The sequence below is a fragment of the Blautia obeum ATCC 29174 genome (assembly GCF_025147765.1).
Taxonomy (GTDB): domain Bacteria; phylum Bacillota; class Clostridia; order Lachnospirales; family Lachnospiraceae; genus Blautia_A; species Blautia_A obeum.
Genome location: NZ_CP102265.1, coordinates 2,084,052 through 2,102,784, shown reverse-complemented (window position 1 = coordinate 2,102,784; position 18,733 = coordinate 2,084,052). Strand labels below are relative to the sequence as shown.

Annotated in this window: 16 protein-coding genes; all 16 read left to right on the top strand. The window is 41.9% G+C overall.

All coding sequences use genetic code 11. The annotated features are described in order from the left end of the window. Position 1: 1 nt before the first annotated feature. The 16 genes from NQ503_RS10220 to NQ503_RS10145 all read left to right on the top strand — a co-directional run bounded on the left by NQ503_RS10220 (position 2) and on the right by NQ503_RS10145 (position 18,727). The gene (locus NQ503_RS10220; RefSeq protein ID WP_005425415.1) at positions 2-1,024 is read left to right on the top strand and encodes an ABC transporter permease; all 1,023 of its coding nucleotides are present in this window, start codon (positions 2-4) and stop codon (positions 1,022-1,024) included. Next, positions 1,024-2,016, top strand: a complete 993-nt coding sequence (locus tag NQ503_RS10215; protein WP_022389422.1) for an ABC transporter permease — start codon at positions 1,024-1,026, stop codon at positions 2,014-2,016. Before NQ503_RS10220 ends, NQ503_RS10215 begins: the two co-directional genes overlap by 1 nt. Before the next feature lie 15 nt (positions 2,017-2,031). Next, entirely contained in the window at positions 2,032-2,775 is a 744-nt protein-coding gene (locus NQ503_RS10210; RefSeq protein ID WP_005425417.1) for a glutamine amidotransferase, read from the top strand. Between the two features lie 53 nt (positions 2,776-2,828). Continuing rightward, positions 2,829-3,416, top strand: a complete 588-nt coding sequence (locus NQ503_RS10205; protein ID WP_005425418.1) for an RpiB/LacA/LacB family sugar-phosphate isomerase — start codon at positions 2,829-2,831, stop codon at positions 3,414-3,416. A 67-nt stretch (positions 3,417-3,483) separates the two neighbouring features. Then, positions 3,484-4,380, top strand: a complete 897-nt coding sequence (locus NQ503_RS10200) for a ribokinase (RefSeq protein ID WP_005425419.1) — start codon at positions 3,484-3,486, stop codon at positions 4,378-4,380. 75 nt (positions 4,381-4,455) lie between these two features. Continuing rightward, on the top strand, positions 4,456-4,983 hold the full coding sequence (locus NQ503_RS10195) for a YceD family protein (protein ID WP_005425420.1): 528 nt from the start codon (positions 4,456-4,458) through the stop codon (positions 4,981-4,983). Positions 4,984-4,986: 3 nt separating this feature from the next. Then, positions 4,987-5,169, top strand: coding sequence for a 50S ribosomal protein L32 (rpmF, locus tag NQ503_RS10190; protein ID WP_005425421.1), 183 nt, complete (start codon positions 4,987-4,989; stop codon positions 5,167-5,169). Positions 5,170-5,243: 74 nt separating this feature from the next. Further along, complete coding sequence (locus NQ503_RS10185) at positions 5,244-6,593, top strand: MATE family efflux transporter (protein ID WP_055065413.1); 1,350 nt, start codon at positions 5,244-5,246, stop codon at positions 6,591-6,593. A gap of 11 nt (positions 6,594-6,604) precedes the next feature. Further along, entirely contained in the window at positions 6,605-8,449 is a 1,845-nt protein-coding gene (locus NQ503_RS10180) for an ABC-F family ATP-binding cassette domain-containing protein (RefSeq protein ID WP_117638569.1), read from the top strand. A gap of 106 nt (positions 8,450-8,555) precedes the next feature. After that, positions 8,556-9,590, top strand: a complete 1,035-nt coding sequence (gene plsX, locus NQ503_RS10175) for a phosphate acyltransferase PlsX (RefSeq protein WP_005424334.1) — start codon at positions 8,556-8,558, stop codon at positions 9,588-9,590. 20 nt (positions 9,591-9,610) lie between these two features. After that, entirely contained in the window at positions 9,611-10,282 is a 672-nt protein-coding gene (gene rnc / locus NQ503_RS10170; RefSeq protein ID WP_005424335.1) for a ribonuclease III, read from the top strand. Positions 10,283-10,327: 45 nt separating this feature from the next. Then, positions 10,328-13,888 (top strand): chromosome segregation protein SMC, encoded by a 3,561-nt coding sequence (smc, locus tag NQ503_RS10165; RefSeq protein WP_005424336.1) that lies wholly within the window; start codon positions 10,328-10,330, stop codon positions 13,886-13,888. A 50-nt stretch (positions 13,889-13,938) separates the two neighbouring features. After that, positions 13,939-14,892: a signal recognition particle-docking protein FtsY gene (ftsY, locus tag NQ503_RS10160; protein WP_022389428.1), complete on the top strand. Its 954-nt coding sequence runs from the start codon at positions 13,939-13,941 to the stop codon at positions 14,890-14,892. A 15-nt stretch (positions 14,893-14,907) separates the two neighbouring features. Continuing rightward, positions 14,908-16,119, top strand: coding sequence for a threonine ammonia-lyase (gene ilvA, locus NQ503_RS10155; protein WP_005424339.1), 1,212 nt, complete (start codon positions 14,908-14,910; stop codon positions 16,117-16,119). 49 nt (positions 16,120-16,168) lie between these two features. Beyond that, a complete protein-coding gene (locus NQ503_RS10150; RefSeq protein ID WP_005424340.1) occupies positions 16,169-18,097 on the top strand; it encodes a BMP family ABC transporter substrate-binding protein in 1,929 nt (642 codons plus the stop codon). A gap of 9 nt (positions 18,098-18,106) precedes the next feature. Further along, positions 18,107-18,727 (top strand): metallophosphoesterase family protein, encoded by a 621-nt coding sequence (locus NQ503_RS10145; RefSeq protein WP_005424341.1) that lies wholly within the window; start codon positions 18,107-18,109, stop codon positions 18,725-18,727. Positions 18,728-18,733 lie beyond the last annotated feature (6 nt).

Genomic DNA, 18,733 nt, shown 5'->3' with positions numbered 1-18,733 from the left:
TATGAATAAAAAAGTAAAGAAAATATTTCAGTCAAATGAACCGTATATTTTTCTTATCATAATTCTTCTCGGAATTGTGGTACAGATCCGTTCCGGACAGTTTTTTACAGCAAATAATATCGTTGACCTTCTGAGTGCGATGATCGTACCGGGACTTTTTGCAATCGCAGAATTCATGGCACTGATCGCAGGTGGAATCGATGTTTCTTTCCCGGCACTGGCATCTCTTTCTGCCTATGCCACAACAAAGTTCCTTCTTGACAAGAATTACGAAGGAAATGTTCTTCTGGCATTTGTGATCGCAATCGCAATTGGTGCAGTACTTGGCGCATTCAATGGATATTTTATTGGCTATCTGAATCTGAATGCAATGATCGTGACTCTCGGTTCCGCAAGTATCTTCCAGGGCATCATGCAGGGTACTTTAAGAGCAAATCAGCTTTCTGTCATTCCGCCTGGAATGAAAAGCTTTGGTACCGCTGCATTCCTGACAGCAACTAATAAGGCGAATGGACTGACTTCCATTCTTCCTTATACCTTCATTATTCTGGTTCTTGTATGTGCAGTTATGCATTTTGTACTGCATTATACGATCTTTGGACGTGGTATTTACGCAATCGGCGGAAATCCACAGAGTGCACACACAGCTGGATTTAATGTAAAAAGAACAAAATTTATCATGTATATTATTATAGGTATGATTGCATCTGCGAGTGGTATCTGTCGTGTCTGCATGATGCAGCAGATGCATCCGACGAATATGCTTGGAATGGAAATGAACATCATCGCAGGTGTCGTTCTTGGCGGCGTTGCTCTTACCGGTGGTGCCGGTACACTGACAGGCTGTATTCTTGGTACTTTCCTGATCATCCTGGTACAGAACTCCATGATCCTTCTTGGAATTCCGACAACCTGGAGTGATGTATTCGTAGGACTTGTAATCGTGATTGGAGTATCCCTGACCGCATGGCAGTCAACCCGAACCTCTAAAAGCAAAAAGAAAGCAGTAAAGGAGGGCGCATGATGAACAAGATCAAAAGTATATATAAGAAAAATGAAGAAGTGACCCGCCTGTTGGTCATCATGGCAGTCTGGCTGATCTTCATGGCATTTACACAGGCCAGAAAATTTTATACAGGAATGAACTTTCTTACCATGGCGGGACAGTTCCCGGAATACGGCCTTATGGCTCTGGGCGGTATGTTATGCATGATCACAGGAGGTATTGACCTTTCTGTAGTTGGTACAGCCAATATGGCTTCTATCCTTACGGTATTTACACTGACCAGATTGTTTGGAGCAGACGGAACTATGCCACTTGCTTTTTCTGTTGTGATCTTCCTGATCGCAATTGTAACAGGTATTGTTGTTGGAAGTCTGAACGCCTTTTTGATCTCAAAACTTGGGGTTCCGCCGATTCTTGCAACGCTTGGTGTAAATGAGCTCTTAACAGGTCTCTGTGTGGTTATGACAAACGGTTCTGCAATTTCCTCTTTCCCGAAGCAGTACTGTGATTTCTTTTCAGGAAATCTCTTTGGTTTTATCCCACGAAGACTTCTGGTATTTATCGTAGTCGCAATCATTATCTGGTTTATGCTGGAGCATTGTACTTACGGAACTAAACTTCGTCTTTACGGAACGAATGCACATGTTGCAAAATTTTCCGGAATCAATACAACAAGCCTGCTGTTCAGAACGCATATTACTTCATCCATTTGTGCTGCACTTGGCGGATTGATGATGCTTGCAACCTATTCATCTGCAAGAGCTGATTATGGAACAAACTATACCATGCAGTCTATCCTTCTCGTCGTTCTCGGCGGTGTCAGCCCGAATGGTGGTAAAGGAAAAATTTCCGGTGTTATCACAGCTATCGTACTTTTGAAGATGATTGAATCCGGCATTAACCGTTTCAGGAGTGTATCTACATATTATGTAACACTGATCTGGGGAGCTGTTCTGATCCTTGCACTCGTGATTGATTATGTCAGCCAGAAACCGAAACATGCAAAATAAACAAAAGGAGCCTGTATGAAAAAAGTACTTTTTGTTGGTGAATCCTGGAGTGCTACTCTGATGGAAGTAAAAGGATTCAACAGTTTTTTATCATCTAAATATGAAACAGGACTTGGCTGGATCGACAAAGCGATCGAAAAAGCCGGCTATGAATTTGTATATATGCCGAATCATATTGCAAATGATCATTTTCCATTTACTCTGGAAGAGCTGAATGAATATTCCTGTATCATTCTGTCAGATGTGGGAGCAGACACGCTGCTGATTCCATCAGCTACATTTGGAGCAAGCAAAATTCTTCCCAATCGCTGCCAGCTACTCAAAGATTATGTACTTGGTGGCGGAGGCCTTCTGATGATTGGAGGCTATCTTACCTTTAATGGTGTTGGAGCTCAGGGAAAATGGTGGGCAACACCGGTACAGGATGTCCTTCCGGTAGAAATTCTTCCATACGATGACCGTATGGAACACTGTGAGGGTGTCCATGCAGAAGTGACACTCCCGGATCATCCGGCATTTGCGGGAATCGAAGGAGAGTGGCCGCCTGTACTTGGTTATAATAAGAGCACCATAAAACCGGAAGCAGAACTTGCCGCCACAGTCTGCGGAGATCCGTTTATTGCGTTTGGCAGTTACGGAGAGGGAAAATCTGCTGTTTTCTCCAGTGACTGTTCACCGCACTGGGCACCACCGGAATTCTGCAACTGGAAATATTATGATGTGTTATTTAAGAACATCCTGGATTATATTGCAAAATAATCAGAATCACAGGAAATGTGATTCAAAAGTTAAAAATACAAGGAGGTATTGACATGAAGACGATTAAAGACAAACAGATTCTTGTAGGTGCTGATTTTGCGGGATACCCGTTAAAAGAAGCAGTAGTGGCTCATCTGAAAGAATATGGATGGACAGTAACTGATGTTGGTGTCAGATCACCGGAGGACACAGATACAGATCTGATGTTTCACAGAATCGGCCTTCGCGTGGGTTCTATGATCTCGGAAGGTGAATTTGAACGTGCTCTGATCTTTTGCGGAACCGGAATGGGTATCCATATTGCGGCAAGCAAATGCCCGGGTGTTTCTGCAGGCGTTGTAGAAAGCGTGCCGGCTGCTCTTCGTGCAATTACCGGAAATGGCGTCAACGTTTTGGCTATGGGTGCGTTTTATGTAGCTCCGAAAATGGGCTGTGATATAGCAGATGCTTATCTGAGCCATAATCTTGGAGATGGATATGAATACTGGCCAAACTTTTATGAATTCCATAAACTTGCCTGTGATGAATTAAATGCATTTAATTATGAAGAATATAAGGCAAATGGATTTAAAGTAAAACATCTTGGAGACTATCCGCTTGATCTTGTAGATGATCCGACTCTTTTTGGGGGTAAAAAATAAATAATAATTGCAAGAATCATCTAACTGCCATATAATTGATGAAAAATATTTTTTAGAGGTTTGAAACATGAAAGTATTAAATTTTGGTTCTCTCAATCTGGACTATGTGTACCAGGTGGAATCTATTTTGATTCCCGGAGAAACACAGGCATCAAAAAGCAGGCAGATCTTTTGTGGTGGTAAAGGCCTGAACCAGTCTATTGCACTGGCAAAGGCCGGGATTCCTGTATATCATGCCGGTCTGATCGGAGAGGGCGGGGAACCGCTTCTCGAAGTTTGTAAGGAAAATGGGGTGAATACAGAGTTCATCAGACAGATCCCGGGACCATGCGGACATACAGTTATTCAGGTGGATGAAAATGGACAGAACTGTATCCTTCTTTTTGGAGGCTCCAATAGAAGTATGACAAAGGAGTTTGTTGATACTGTGTTGGATTCTTTTGAAGAGGGAGACATCATTCTTTTGCAGAATGAGATCAATGAACTGGATTATATCATTGACCGTGCATACGAAAAACATATGATGATCATTTTGAATCCTTCTCCTTTTGACAATGCATTGGAAAACTGTGATCTGTCGAAAATCAGTCTCTTCCTGATGAATGAGATTGAAGGTTTTCAGATTACCGGCGAAAAAGAACCAGATAAAATTCTCACAAAAGTGAAAGCACTTTATCCAAAAGCAAAAGTAGTTCTGACACTCGGCGGAGATGGTTCTGTATATCAGGATGAAACGGGGATCTACCGCCAGGGAATCTTTAAAGTAAAGGCTGTTGATACAACCGCCGCAGGTGATACGTTTACAGGATATTTTATTTCTTCTATTATTGATGGGCTACCTGTACAGGACGGACTGGAGCTTGCAGCAAAAGCATCCGCAATTGCAGTTTCCAGACCTGGCGCAACTGCATCCATTCCTCTTCGCAGCGAAGTAGTAAAAGAAAAAAGTAACGGAAAAATATAGAAATAAAAGTAAAAATGTCGTTGACAAACGGGTACCTCCTATGTATAATTGATAAAGTGTGAATAGGAGAGAACTATGCAGATTCATTTATCAGATATTACAGACAGTGAAGGAAAAATCATACAGTTCAGTTCTGAGGTGGAGTTAGATAAGATTTCATTTCAGATGGGAGAGTTTCCGATATTGGACAGATCTCCGGTAGAACTACGGATTGCAAATACAGGCAATAAAGTTCTTGAACTGACAGGAAAAGGCAGTTTAACTGTCGGCATTCCTTGTGACCGTTGTCTGGAGCAGGTGTCTGTTACTATCCCATACGATATCGATCGTAAGTTGGATATGAAACAGACTGATAAAGAGCGAGTTGAGAATCTGGATGAGAATGACTATCTCACTGGTATGGACCTGGATGTGGACCGGTTGGTCTATCTTGAGGTACTGATGAGTTGGCCTTTGAAAGTTCTTTGTAAAGAAGATTGCAAAGGAATATGCAGCCGGTGTGGGAAGAATCTGAATGAGGGACCCTGTGGATGTGCAGAGGAACCGAAGGATCCCCGTATGGCGGCCATCAGTGATATATTTAGTAAATTTAAGGAGGTGTAACCTATGTCCATATGTCCAAAAAACAAATCATCTAAAGCTAGACGTGATAAAAGACGTGCAAACTGGAAAATGAGTGCTCCGAATCTGGTAAAATGCAGCAAATGCGGCGCCCTGATGATGCCTCACAGAGTTTGTAAAGAATGCGGAAGCTACAATAAGAAAGAAATCGTGAAAGTTGAAGACTAATCACAACGAATGAAACAGAATCCTTTTTCGGGATTCTGTTTTTTTCAATCAAATTCTATGTCTTGGAGGGAAAGATGGAGCAGAAGAATCGGATTACGGAAGGGGTAATCTGGAAACAGCTTTTAATATTCTTTTTTCCGATTGTAATAGGCACTTTTTTTCAGCAGGTGTATAATACGGCCGACAGTATTGTTGTCGGTCGTTTTGTAGGTAAAGAAGCTTTGGCTGCGGTAAGTGGATCAGTGAATCAGATCGTTACACTGATTGTGGAAGTTTTTGTCGGACTGACTTCGGGTGCTTCCGTGATCATTGCACAGTTTTATGGGGCAAAAGATCATAAAAATCTAAACAGAACGTTGCATACAGCATATGCCTTTGCAATCGTTACAGGAGCCATAGTGGGACTGATTGGCTTTTGGATCACAGAAAAAGTTCTTATAGCGATGAAGACACCTTCAGAGTTGATGGCTGATTCTGTTATATATCTGCATATCTATTTCTGCGGTATGATCTTTAATATCGTTTATAATATGGGAGCTTCTATTCTTCGCGCAGTTGGGGATTCCAGAAGACCGTTGTATGTGCTGATCATGACCTGTGGCTTGAATATTTTTTTTGATATCATGCTTGTTGTATTCCTTAAAATGGGTGTAATGGGAGTTGCAATTGCGACTGTTTCCTGTCAGGGAATCAGTGCATGCATGGTAACGTGGATTTTAATAAAGGGAAATTCTTTATTCCGGTTAAAGATCAGGGAGATTCGTTTTTATATGGCATCCCTGCAGTCGGTACTTCGCATTGGAATTCCAGCAGCATTGGAAGCAACTATGTATACTATTGCAAATCTGATCATTCAGATATTTGTGAATGGCCTGGGAACAGATACCGTTGCTGCATGGGGAACATTTGCGAAAATTGATGCTATTTATTGGATGGTTGTCAATTCGTTTGGTATTGCTATCACAACATTTGTCGGCCAGAATTATGGTGCGGGGAAAATACAGAGAATGCGAAAAAGCGTCAAAGTATGTCTGCTTATGTCTTATGGAGCTGCAATTCTGGTAAGTGCAGCACTGTATGGTTTTGCAGAACCGTTATATAGATTGTTTACAACGGACAGCAATGTTGTCCGCATTGGCGCAGACATGATGCATTTTCTTCTTCCGTCATATTTTATGTATGTAGTGATCGGAATATTGTCCGGAGCGCTGAGAGGCGCGGGAAGAGTATTGGTACCAATGCTGTTGACCTGCGGTGGGGTATGCCTGATCAGAATTGCCTGGATGTTTGGGGTATTTCCTGTTTATTCAGGAATTAAGACGATCATGCTGAGTTACCCGGTATCCTGGGGAATTACAGCAGTTTTATTTATTATATATTACTTCAAAAAATTTCCTAAAACGGAAGAACAGATTTTACAGTAAGGAGCATATAGATGAACGTATTAAATCTGGAACATATCAGTAAAACTTATGGCGAAAAAGTGATTTTTGACGATATCTCCTGTGGCATCCATCAGGGTGACAAAATTGGAATCATCGGTATCAATGGAACAGGAAAGACCACGTTTCTTCGAATACTGGCAGGTTTCGAGGAAACCGATGAAGGACAGGTGGTTATGCAGAATGGCCTTCGTATCACATATCTGCCGCAGCATCCTGAATTTCCAGAGGGCGCAACCATTCTTTCTTACGTGATACAGGGACAGAAAGAACAGAGCTGGAATTCCGAGACAGAGGCTCATATGGTGCTTAATAAACTTGGTATTGAAGACCATGAAGAGGAAATCGCACATCTTTCCGGAGGACAGAAAAAACGCGTGGCACTTGCAGCCGTTCTCGTGAATCCGGCTGATGTTCTGATCCTGGATGAGCCGACCAACCATCTGGACAACGAAATGGCTTCCTGGCTGGAAGATTATCTGAATCGTTTTAAAGGCGTTGTTATTATGGTAACACATGATCGTTATTTCCTTGACCGTGTAACAAATAAGATTCTGGAGATCAGTCATGGTAAGATCTATACTTACGAAGCAAAATATTCTGATTTTCTGGAAATGAAAGCGCAGCGAGAAGAAATGGAAATGGCTTCAGAACGTAAAAAACAGAGTATTCTTCGTATGGAGGTCGAATGGGCAAAAAGAGGATGCCGGGCAAGAAGTACAAAGCAGAGAGCCCGTCTGGACCGTCTGGAGGCTATGAAGAATTCCGCAGCGCCTGTGCGGGACAAAAATGTAGAGATTGATTCTGTAGAGACCAGAATGGGCAAAAAGACGATTGAACTGCATCATATTTCCAAACGTTTTGGTGAGCGGGTATGTATTCGTGATTTTGACTATATTGTTCTGAAAAATCAGAGACTAGGAATCATAGGTCCAAATGGCTGCGGCAAATCTACGCTGCTTAAGATCATAGCAGGTATCCTTGAACCGGACAGCGGAAGTGTTGAAATTGGGGATACCATTAAGATTGGCTATTTTTCACAGGAAATCGAAGACATGAATTCCAGTCAGAGAGTGATCGACTATATTAAAGCTGTAGCAGAATTTATTCCGACAAAGGACGGACTCATCAGTGCATCCAAACTTCTCGAGCAGTTTTTATTTGAGCCGGCCATGCAGTATTCACCAATCGAAAAACTTTCCGGTGGTGAGAAAAAAAGATTATATCTTCTGAAAGTACTTGCTGCAGCACCAAATGTACTTTTGCTGGACGAGATTACGAATGATATTGATATTCCAACACTGACGATCCTGGAAGATTACCTGGATTCTTTTGCCGGAATAGTCATTGCTGTTTCTCACGACAGATATTTCCTGGACAATCTGGCAGACCGTATCTTTGAATTTGACAGAGAGGGAAATCTGACTCAATATGAAGGTGGCTATACTGACTATCTCGAAGCAAAAAAACGTCGGGAAGGTATGAATATTGATGAATCCGTAGAGATAAAAGCTTCTTCTGTCGGAAAGAACATGATAGAAGAACCTCAGGAAGAAAAATCTTCTGTAAAGACATGGAAACAGAATCGTTCTTCAAAACTGAAATTCAGTTATAAAGAACAACGGGAATACGAAACAATTGATGATGATATTGCTGGGTTGGAAGAAAAAATTGAAAAGCTGGATAATGATATCATGGCGAATGCTACAAATTCCGGTAAACTTAACGAACTTACAAAGGAAAAAGAGACTGCAGAAGCACTTCTGGAAGAAAAAATGGATCGCTGGGTTTATCTGAATGACCTGGCAGAACAGATCGAAGCTCAGAATAATAAATAGATGACGTGGGAACACTCTTGATTTTCTGATAATTCTTTAGTATGATAAAGTTTGAAGTTTTTTTGATAACAATATGGATTTAAAATAGATATACAGGAGGATTAATATGGCAGAATTGGTAAAAGTTGTTGTAGATGCCATGGGTGGTGATCTCGCACCGGTGGAACCTGTAAAAGCAGCTGTAGAAGCAGTAAAAGAAAGAAAAGATATCCTGGTCATTCTTACCGGTCAGGAAGAAGTGATTCATTCAGAGCTTAAGAAATATCAGGATTATCCGACAGACAGAATCCAGGTGGTAAATGCAACAGAAGTAATTGAGACTGCAGAACCTCCTGTTTTTGCAATTCGAAAGAAAAAAGATTCTTCAATCGTTGTAGGACTTAAAATGGTAAAAGAACAGAAGGCCGATGCATTTGTTTCTTCCGGAAGCACGGGTGCGGTCCTTGTCGGCGGTCAGGTTCTTGTTGGCAGAAGCAAAGGTGTGGAACGTCCGCCTCTGGCTCCGTTGATTCCCACAGCTAAAGGAGTTTCTCTTCTGATTGACTGTGGCGCAAATGTTGACGCCAGACCATCTCATCTGGTACAGTTTGCAAAAATGGGATCTATTTATATGGAACATGTAGTCGGCATCAAAAATCCGCGTGTTGCGATTGTAAATAACGGTGCAGAGGAAGAAAAGGGAAATGCTCTGGTTAAGGAAACTTTTCCTCTTCTCAAAGAAGCAGAAGGGATCAATTTTATCGGAAGCATTGAGGCACGAGATATTCCGGCAGGTTATGCGGATGTTATCGTATGCGAAGCTTTTGTCGGAAATGTTATTCTCAAACTTTATGAGGGAGTCAGTTCTGAACTGATTCACAAAATCAAAGATGGAATGATGAGTACTTTAAAAAGTAAGATAGGAGCACTTCTTGTCAAACCGGCGCTGAAACAGACACTCAAAAGTTTTGATGCGACAGAATATGGTGGAGCTCCGCTCCTTGGATTAAAAGGCCTTGTTGTCAAAACGCATGGAAGTGCCAAAGCTATCGAAATTAAGCATGCAATTTTCCAGTGCGTACAGTTCAAACAACAGAGGATCAACGAAAAAATTGCGGAAAAAATCCAGCCGGCGCAATTTCCGGCCCCAGATAAGGAATAACAGAAAAGAAGGCAGATAAAATGGAACAATTGGAACAGATCATAGGATATACATTTCAAAATAAAAAACTTCTGAAACAGGCATTGACACACAGTTCATATGCAAATGAAAAAAAGTTGGGAAAACTGGGCTGTAATGAACGTCTGGAGTTCCTTGGCGATGCAGTTCTTGAACTGATCAGCAGTGATTTCCTTTATGCAAAATTCACACAGGTTCCGGAGGGGGAACTGACCAAAAAACGTGCAAGCCTGGTCTGTGAACCTAGCCTTGCGTACTGCGCGCGGCAGTTTGGACTTCCACAGTATCTTCTCCTTGGCAAAGGCGAGAATATGACGGGTGGACGTAATAGGGATTCTATCGTTTCAGATGCAACAGAAGCTCTTCTTGGAGCCATTTATCTGGATGGCGGTTTTGAACCTGCAAAGGATTTTGTCCTGAAATTTATCTTAAACGATATTGAACATAAACAGCTTTTTTATGACAGCAAGACAATTCTGCAGGAAATAGTCCAGGAAAAAGGAATTCAGCCGGTAGAATATATTCTGACCGGAGAGAGCGGACCGGATCATGACAAGCAATTTACGGTAAGTGTTCAGGTGAATGGACAGGTTGTCGGAAATGGAACCGGTCATACAAAGAAAGCTGCCGAACAGGCAGCAGCATATCAGGCAATTCAGGAAAAGAAATTCTGATTTTATGCGTGATACATGAGGAAAAGAAAAACTGGCAGGTGAACTATGTATTTAAAGAATATTGAAGTATATGGCTTCAAATCCTTTGCACAGAAAATCAATTTTGAATTTCATAACGGAATTACCGGTATTGTCGGACCAAATGGAAGTGGAAAAAGTAATGTTGGAGATGCTGTCCGCTGGGTACTTGGTGAACAGAGCGCCAAACAGCTTCGAGGCGGTAACATGCAGGACGTTATTTTTTCAGGAACAGAGAATCGAAAGCCATTAAGTTTTGCTTCTGTATCTATTACGCTGGATAACAGTGATCATAAACTTCCGGTAGATTACAATGAAGTTACTGTAACGAGGCGGCTGTATCGTTCGGGAGAAAGTGAATATCTGATCAATGGCAGTGGATGCCGTCTGAAAGACATTCAGGAAATGTTTTATGATACCGGTATCGGTAAAGAAGGGTATTCCATCATTGGACAGGGGCAGATTGATAAAATCTTAAGTGGTAAACCTGAAGAACGGCGAGAGCTTTTCGATGAGGCGGCAGGAATCGTCAAATTTAAACGAAGAAAAGCTACCACTCTGAAAAAGCTGGATGAAGAGCGGCAGAATCTGGTCCGTGTAACGGATATTTTAAGCGAGCTGACCAAACAGCTTGGACCATTGGAAAAGCAGTCTGAAACAGCGCGTATATATCTGGCCAAAAGAGAGGAATTGAAAGAACTTGATGTGAATCTGTTTCTTCTTGATCATCAGAGAACCGGTGAACTTCTGAAAGAACTGGAAGAAAAACTTGAACAGGCGCAGAGAGAACTAAATGAAGCTCAGGCAGCATATGATCAGACCAAAATAGAGTATGACCGTCTGGAACAGGAACTGGAAGATTTAAATCACAGGCTCGATACGTTGAAAGAAGAGCAGCAGCAGAATGCGCTTCTGAAACAGCAGTATGAAGGCCAGGTGCAGGTTCTTGAAGAACAGATCTCTTCGGGAAAACAGAACAGTGAGCATTATCAGAACCGTCTGACAGCTTTAGGGGAAGATCTGGACCGGAGAACGCAGGAAAAAGAAAAACTGGCAGAAGACAAACTGGAACTGCAGAGCAGACTGAAAGAAATTCGGGCCAGTCTTTCAAAGGAAACAGAGGCTCTGGAAAACATCGTTTCAAACGTAGAAGAATGTACACAGGCTGTAGAAGACGGCAAAAACGAGATCATTGAGATCTTGAACAGCCGTGCAACGACCAAAGGAAAAGTACAACGTTTTGATGCGATGCTGGAGCAGCTGAATATCCGTAAAGCAGAGATCAGTCAGCGAATTCTTCGCCTGAAAAGCGAAGAAGAGGTTCTGGAGAAAGAACGTCTTAATGCACAGAAACAATATGATGCAGTAACGGCTGTGATCCATTCGACAAATGAAGAATGTGTACGTCTGGACGGAGAGGTGCAGAAGTTACAGGATGAATTGAAAAAACAGAATTCTCAGATGGAAATCGGTCAGACAGCATACCATCGTGAGGCTTCCCGCCTGGAATCTCTTAAAAACATTACAGAACGTTATGATGGATATGGAAACAGTATCCGTCGTGTAATGGAACAGAAAAACCGTGAACCCGGTATTAAAGGTGTTGTGGCTGATATCATTCATGTGCAGAAAGACTATGAGGTTGCGATTGAAACTGCACTGGGCGGAAGTATTCAGAATATCGTCACAGATAATGAACAGACAGCTAAACGTATGATTGGTTTTCTGAAGAAAAACCGCTTTGGCCGTGCTACATTTCTTCCTTTGTCTAATATCAGCGGAAGAGGTGGACTGAATCAGAGGGATGTGTTGAGTGAACCGGGAGTTGTGGGTACTGCCAATACTCTTGTAAATGCGGATAAAGAATACAGTGAACTGGTCATGTATCTTCTGGGCCGTGTCCTTGTTGTAGATAATATTGATCATGCAATTGCAATCGGAAAAAAATATCGTCACAGTCTGCGTATGGTTACGATTGAAGGAGAGTCTTTAAGTCCCGGTGGTTCCATGACCGGTGGTGCGTTTAAAAATAACAGCAATCTTCTCGGAAGACGCCGTGAAATTGAAGAACTGGAAAGAAGTGTAGGAATTCTCAGGAAAGAACTGGAAGAAACGCAGAAATCAATAGGTGAAAACCGTAGCAGGCGAAATGTGCTTCGCGATACGATCGCCGATTTTCAGCAGAAACTCCGTCAACAGTATGTTGAACAGAATACTGCAAAGATGAATCTTGAACAGCTCAAAGAAAAAGAAGGCGAAATTCAGAACAGCTATCGGCAGATTGATCGTGAACAGGAAGAACTCCGCCATCAGGCAGGTGAGATCAGACAGGATCATAGCAGCATTGCCAGAGAACTGGAGGATTCGCAGAAGGACGAAAAGGAACTGGAAACCTTTATTGAGACCAAACAGAAAGAACTAGAGGAATGGAAGGCAGAAGAAACAGAGAAGACACATGAACTGGAAAAAATCCGGCTGGAAGAATCTTCTCTTGAACAGCAGAATCAATTCCTGCAGGAAAACCTGAGTCGTCTGAATTCTGAGATTGCTGCATTTCAGAAGGAATCACAGGAAATTACAGAAAATCTTGTACAGAGTCGTGAAGAGATACATAAAAAAGAAGAAGGTATCCAGGAGCTGAAAAATGCGGCACAGGAATGCCTTTTAAAAGAAGAACAGTATGGCAGCCAGAGAGCACAGTGGCAGGAAGAAAAAGAAAAACGAAGTGCCAGCCACAAAACATTTTTTGAAAAAAGAGATCATCTTTCAGAAAAGACTTCTCTTCTGGATAAAGAATGCTTCCGTCTGAGAAGTCAGACAGAAAAAATTGAGGAGCAGAGGGAAGGTCAGATTTCCTATATGTGGGAAGAATATGAGATCACGCCAAACAATGCACTTCAGTATCGAAAAGAAGAACTTACCGACCGACAGGCAATCAAAGCGGATGTTACACGCATAAAGGATGAGATCCGTAAACTTGGTTCTGTTAATGTAAATGCGATTGAAGATTATAAAGAGCTTCTGGAACGTCATACATTCCTGTCCGGTCAATACGATGATATCGTTAAGGCTGAGGAAACGCTGGAAGGAATTATTCTGGAATTGGATGAAGGAATGCGAAAACAGTTTACCGAGAAATTTCGTGATATCCAGAGAGAATTTGATAAGGCATTTAAGGAACTGTTCGGCGGAGGAAAGGGAACTCTTGAACTTGCAGAAGATGAAGATATCCTTGAGGCCGGAATACGAATCATTTCTCAACCACCTGGCAAAAAACTCCAAAATATGATGCAGCTTTCTGGTGGAGAAAAAGCTTTGACTGCGATCGCTCTTCTTTTTGCAATCCAGAACCTGAAACCATCTCCATTCTGTCTTCTGGATGAGATAGAGGCTGCACTCGATGATTCAAATGTTGGACGTTTTGCATCGTATTTACAGAAGTTGACGAAAAATACACAGTTTATTATAATAACGCATAGACGTGGCACTATGAATGCTGCGGATCGCTTATATGGTATCACCATGCAGGAAAAGGGTGTTTCAACTCTTGTATCTGTTGATCTGGTAGAAAACCAGCTGAGCAAATAAGTTGCTGGTAACAGAGTGAACAGCAATGTAACTATCGAGGAGGACATAGTATGTCAGAAGAAAAAAAAGGCTTTTTTAAACGTCTGGTCAGTGGTTTGACCAAAACACGCGATAATATCGTGGCTGGCTTTGATTCTATTTTCAGTGGCTACTCCAGTATTGATGAAGATTTTTATGAAGAACTGGAAGAAATTCTGATCATGGGTGATATAGGTATTAATGCGACTTCTGCAATCATAGAACATCTGAAAGAACAGGTGGCAGAGAAACATATCAAAAATCCTATGGAATGCAAACAGCTTCTGATCAACAGTATTAAGGAACAGATGCGTGTAGACAGTACAGAATATGAATTTGAGAACCGTAAATCTGTAATTCTTGTAATCGGAGTAAATGGTGTAGGGAAGACGACTTCTGTCGGAAAACTTGCTGGAAAATTAAAGGATCAGGGTAAGAAGGTTATTCTTGCTGCAGCAGATACTTTTCGTGCAGCAGCGGGAGAACAGCTTGCACAGTGGGCAAATCGTGCAGGTGTGGATCTGATCGGTGGTCAGGAAGGCGCTGATCCGGCATCCATCGTATATGATGCAGTTGCAGCGGCCAAGGCAAGAAATGCAGATGTGCTGATTTGTGATACAGCTGGACGATTGCATAACAAAAAAAATCTTATGGAAGAACTTCGTAAGATCTACCGTATCCTGGAAAGAGAATATCCGGAAGCATATCTGGAAACACTGGTCGTTCTGGATGGTACTACAGGACAGAATGCCCTGGCACAGGCCAAACAATTTGCAGAAGTCGCAAATGTAAATGGCATCATTCTTACAAAACTGGATGGAACTGCAAAAGGTGGAATCGCTGTTGCGATTCAGTCGGAACTGGATATTCCGGTAAAATATATCGGTGTTGGTGAAACAATCGACGATCTACAGAAATTTGATGCCGATGCTTTTGTTAATGCACTGTTTGACATTGACGAAAAAGACTTACACACAGAAGAATAAACAGGGGGATACAGTATGCTTACATTAGAGAGCTTTGAACAGGCAGCAGAAATCGTAAAACAGGTAACTCAGGAGACAAAACTGATCAAAAGCAGTTATTTTTCAGATCTCACGGGAAACAAAGTATATCTGAAGCCAGAAAACATGCAGCGTACAGGAGCCTATAAGGTTCGCGGTGCATACTATAAGATCAGCACGCTTACAGAAGAAGAGCGTGCAAAAGGTCTGATCGCAGCATCTGCTGGAAATCATGCACAGGGTGTTGCTTATGCTGCGCATAAATTTGGTGCAAAAGCAGTGATCGTTATGCCGACAACAACACCTCTGATCAAAGTAGAACGTACCAAGAGTTACGGTGCAGACGTAATTCTGAAAGGAGATGTATATGATGAGGCATGTGCTTATGCACTGGAACTTGCTGAGAAAGAAGGGTATACATTTATCCATCCGTTTGATGATCCGGCAGTAGCAACCGGCCAGGGTACGATTGCTATGGAAATCGTACAGGAGCTTCCTCTTGTAGATTATATTCTTGTTCCAATCGGAGGAGGCGGACTTGCAACAGGTGTATCCACACTTGCAAAACTTCTGAATCCGCATATTAAAGTCATTGGTGTAGAGCCGTCCGGTGCGGCATGTATGAAGGCATCTCTTGAACAAGGTGAAGTAGTTACTCTGCCACATGTAAATACAATCGCCGACGGTACTGCTGTACAGACTCCTGGTGAACATATCTTTCCATATCTGCAGGAAAACCTGGACGATGTGATTACCATCGACGATGATGAACTGATCGTTGCTTTTCTTGATATGGTAGAAAATCACAAAATGATCGTTGAAAATTCAGGCCTTCTGACAGTAGCAGCACTCCGTCATTTGAATTTCACCGGTAAGAAAGTGGTTTCTATCTTAAGTGGTGGTAATATGGACGTGATCACAATGTCTTCTGTGGTACAGCATGGACTGATTCAGAGAGATCGTATTTTCACGGTATCTGTGCTGATTCCGGACAAACCGGGTGAACTTGTTCGTGTAGCTTCTATCATTGCCGAGAATCAGGGAAATGTTATCAAGCTGGATCATAACCAGTTTATAAGTACCAATCGTTATGCTGCAGTAGAGCTTAAAGTTACACTGGAAGCATATGGTACAGATCATAAAAAGAAAATTGTAAAGGCACTGGAAGAGGCTGGATGTAAACCAAAGATCATTCGTGCGAATCTGTAACTTTTAAACCGTTATTTTCTGCTTCAGACAGAAAGTGAGGAAGAGGACCATGGCACCATATATAATGGAAGAATATATAAAAGCCTGCAAAGCTGGTAAGAGAGATTATCAGGCCAGAATGATGAAAGGGCAACTGCCTACACTTCAGGTTCTGGATGAGATACTGCCCCCAAAGGGGTCCTATTCGGAGGTCCCGCTCGGACTTGTACAGATACCGATCGACCAGATCGTCGGAACCAAAAGCGGTGGAAGAAGCAATGCATTCGCCGGGAACTTTATGCCTATTCTCAGAGAAAACACAGAATTTGCATATAAGTGGGCAACTTTAAGTCAGAGTCATATTAATGAAGGTATCCGCGATCCGATCAAAGCATATGAATATATGAACAAATTCTATGTAGAAGAGGGAAATAAGCGTGTCAGTGTACTGAAGTATTTTGATGCGGTTTCGGTTCCGGGATATGTGACCAGAATTCTGCCACAGCGTACGGAACAGAAAGAAAATAAAATCTATTATGAATATGTGGATTTTTACGCCCTGAGTCAGATCAACTATATCTGGTTTTCACGTCTTGGAAGCTTTGTCAGACTTCAGAAAGCAGTAGGAAAAGGGGCAAAGGATATCTGGTCAGATGATGATAAACTGACTTTCAGTTCTGTTTATTCAAGGTTTGCAGCAGAATATGAATCCTTAGGCGGAAAGAAACTTTCCATAACAACAGGGGATGCATTCCTTGCATTTCTTATGATTTATGATTATAAAGATATCTGCCAGAAAACAGTTAATGAATTAAAGGAACTGGTTGGTAAAAGCTGGGAAGAATTTAAACTTCTGGAACATGATCAGGAAATTGAACTGAAGATGAATCCTACGAGTGAAAAAAAATCTCTCCTGGACCGTCTGCTTCCGGTAAGTACACCAAAACTAAAGATTGCTTTTCTGTACGCAAAGACACCGGCTACTTCTGCCTGGACGTATGCGCATGAGCTTGGTCGTCTTCACCTGGAACAGACGTTCCCTGAAGAAGTTACTACAGAATGCTATGAAAACCTTACGCGAGATCTTGCGGAAAAAGCAATTGCCGATGCGATTCAAAAAGGATGCAATATTATCTTTACAACAACACCGGAATTTGTGCAGGCAAGTGTACAGGCTGCTATTGCACATCCGGAGGTAAAGATCCTTAACTGTTCCTTGAATACATCTCACAGATATATTCGTACTTATTATGCCCGGATGTATGAAGCCAAATTTCTTATGGGGGCCATTGCCGGAGCTATGGCAGAAAACGGTCAGCTTGCATATATTGCTGACTACCCGATTTTTGGAACGATTGCCAATATCAATGCATTTGCTTTAGGTGCCAAAATGGTTAATCCGAGAGCACAGATATATCTGGAATGGTCTACGCTGAAAGATGTCGATCTTGGAATCGCTATGGACAATGTTATCAAAAAAGGTGTTACGGTTGTATCCGGACGGGATATGGTGATTCCGGAAGATGCATCGCGCTATTTTGGACTGTATCACATAGAAAAAGAAGGACCTCGTAATCTTGCTATGCCATTGTGGCACTGGGGAAAATTTTATGAACAGTTGATCAGGACGATCATGGATGGAACATGGAAATATGATGATAACAAAGATGAAACAAAGGCCATCAATTATTGGTGGGGACTGTCAGCGGAAGTGATCGATGTTATCTATTCGCAGAATCTTCCGATTGGCACACAGAAGCTGCTGACAATGCTCAAACGTGCGATTGCAACCGGGGAATATCATCCATTTTCAGGAATCCTTTATTCACAGAATGGAATGATTCAGTCGGATCCGGATAAAATTCTTTCTCCGGAAGAAATTATTACGATGGACTGGCTTGCAGATAATGTGATCGGAACAATTCCGAAATCACGTGAGCTTAAAGAACAGGCAAAACCGGTTACTTTACAGTCCGGTGTGGAAAGTCAGAAGGGATAATACAGTTTTATGAAAATACTTGCCATAGCAGATGTGGAATCAAAATATCTGTGGGATTATTTCGAGAAAAGTAAACTGGAGGGGATCGATCTTATCATATCATGTGGGGATCTTGATCCCCGCTATCTTTCTTTTCTGGCGACATTTACATCAGCGCCTGTTTTATATGTCCATGGAAACCATGACGATAAATATGAAAGGATTCCACCGGAAGGCTGCATCTGCATTGACGATAAAATATATGTGCATGAAGGAGTACGCATCTTGGGACTTGGCGGTTCCATGCGATATAAACCGGGAGAACATCAATATACAGAGTGGGAAATGAGACGAAGAGTCTTTAAACTTTTTCCAAAACTTGCGTGGAGAAGAGGCTTTGATATACTTGTCACGCATGCCCCGGCATATCAGTTAAATGATGCCCGGGATCTTCCGCATCAGGGATTTAAAATTTTTCTGCAGCTGATTGAGAAATATCATCCTAAATTTTTCCTGCATGGTCATGTTCATATGTCGTATGGAAGACAACACAAACGATACGATAAATATATGGATACATATGTGATCAATGCTTTTGATCGATGTGTCTTTGAATTTGAAACAGAAGATCCGGAAAAAGACGGACAATAAATAAAA

Excerpts from the sequence above, each read along its gene's own strand:
- ftsY (WP_022389428.1), top strand. The coding sequence starts at position 13,939 with ATGTCAGAAGAAAAAAAAGGCTTTTTTAAACGTCTGGTCAGTGGTTTG.
- rnc (WP_005424335.1), top strand. The coding sequence starts at position 9,611 with ATGGAACAATTGGAACAGATCATAGGATATACATTTCAAAATAAAAAA.
- NQ503_RS10220 (WP_005425415.1), top strand. The coding sequence starts at position 2 with ATGAATAAAAAAGTAAAGAAAATATTTCAGTCAAATGAACCGTATATT.
- NQ503_RS10180 (WP_117638569.1), top strand. The coding sequence starts at position 6,605 with ATGAACGTATTAAATCTGGAACATATCAGTAAAACTTATGGCGAAAAA.
- NQ503_RS10215 (WP_022389422.1), top strand. The coding sequence starts at position 1,024 with ATGAACAAGATCAAAAGTATATATAAGAAAAATGAAGAAGTGACCCGC.
- NQ503_RS10150 (WP_005424340.1), top strand. The coding sequence starts at position 16,169 with ATGGCACCATATATAATGGAAGAATATATAAAAGCCTGCAAAGCTGGT.
- NQ503_RS10210 (WP_005425417.1), top strand. The coding sequence starts at position 2,032 with ATGAAAAAAGTACTTTTTGTTGGTGAATCCTGGAGTGCTACTCTGATG.
- NQ503_RS10145 (WP_005424341.1), top strand. The coding sequence starts at position 18,107 with ATGAAAATACTTGCCATAGCAGATGTGGAATCAAAATATCTGTGGGAT.
- NQ503_RS10205 (WP_005425418.1), top strand. The coding sequence starts at position 2,829 with ATGAAGACGATTAAAGACAAACAGATTCTTGTAGGTGCTGATTTTGCG.
- NQ503_RS10200 (WP_005425419.1), top strand. The coding sequence starts at position 3,484 with ATGAAAGTATTAAATTTTGGTTCTCTCAATCTGGACTATGTGTACCAG.
- NQ503_RS10195 (WP_005425420.1), top strand. The coding sequence starts at position 4,456 with ATGCAGATTCATTTATCAGATATTACAGACAGTGAAGGAAAAATCATA.
- smc (WP_005424336.1), top strand. The coding sequence starts at position 10,328 with ATGTATTTAAAGAATATTGAAGTATATGGCTTCAAATCCTTTGCACAG.
- plsX (WP_005424334.1), top strand. The coding sequence starts at position 8,556 with ATGGCAGAATTGGTAAAAGTTGTTGTAGATGCCATGGGTGGTGATCTC.
- NQ503_RS10185 (WP_055065413.1), top strand. The coding sequence starts at position 5,244 with ATGGAGCAGAAGAATCGGATTACGGAAGGGGTAATCTGGAAACAGCTT.
- rpmF (WP_005425421.1), top strand. The coding sequence starts at position 4,987 with ATGTCCATATGTCCAAAAAACAAATCATCTAAAGCTAGACGTGATAAA.
- ilvA (WP_005424339.1), top strand. The coding sequence starts at position 14,908 with ATGCTTACATTAGAGAGCTTTGAACAGGCAGCAGAAATCGTAAAACAG.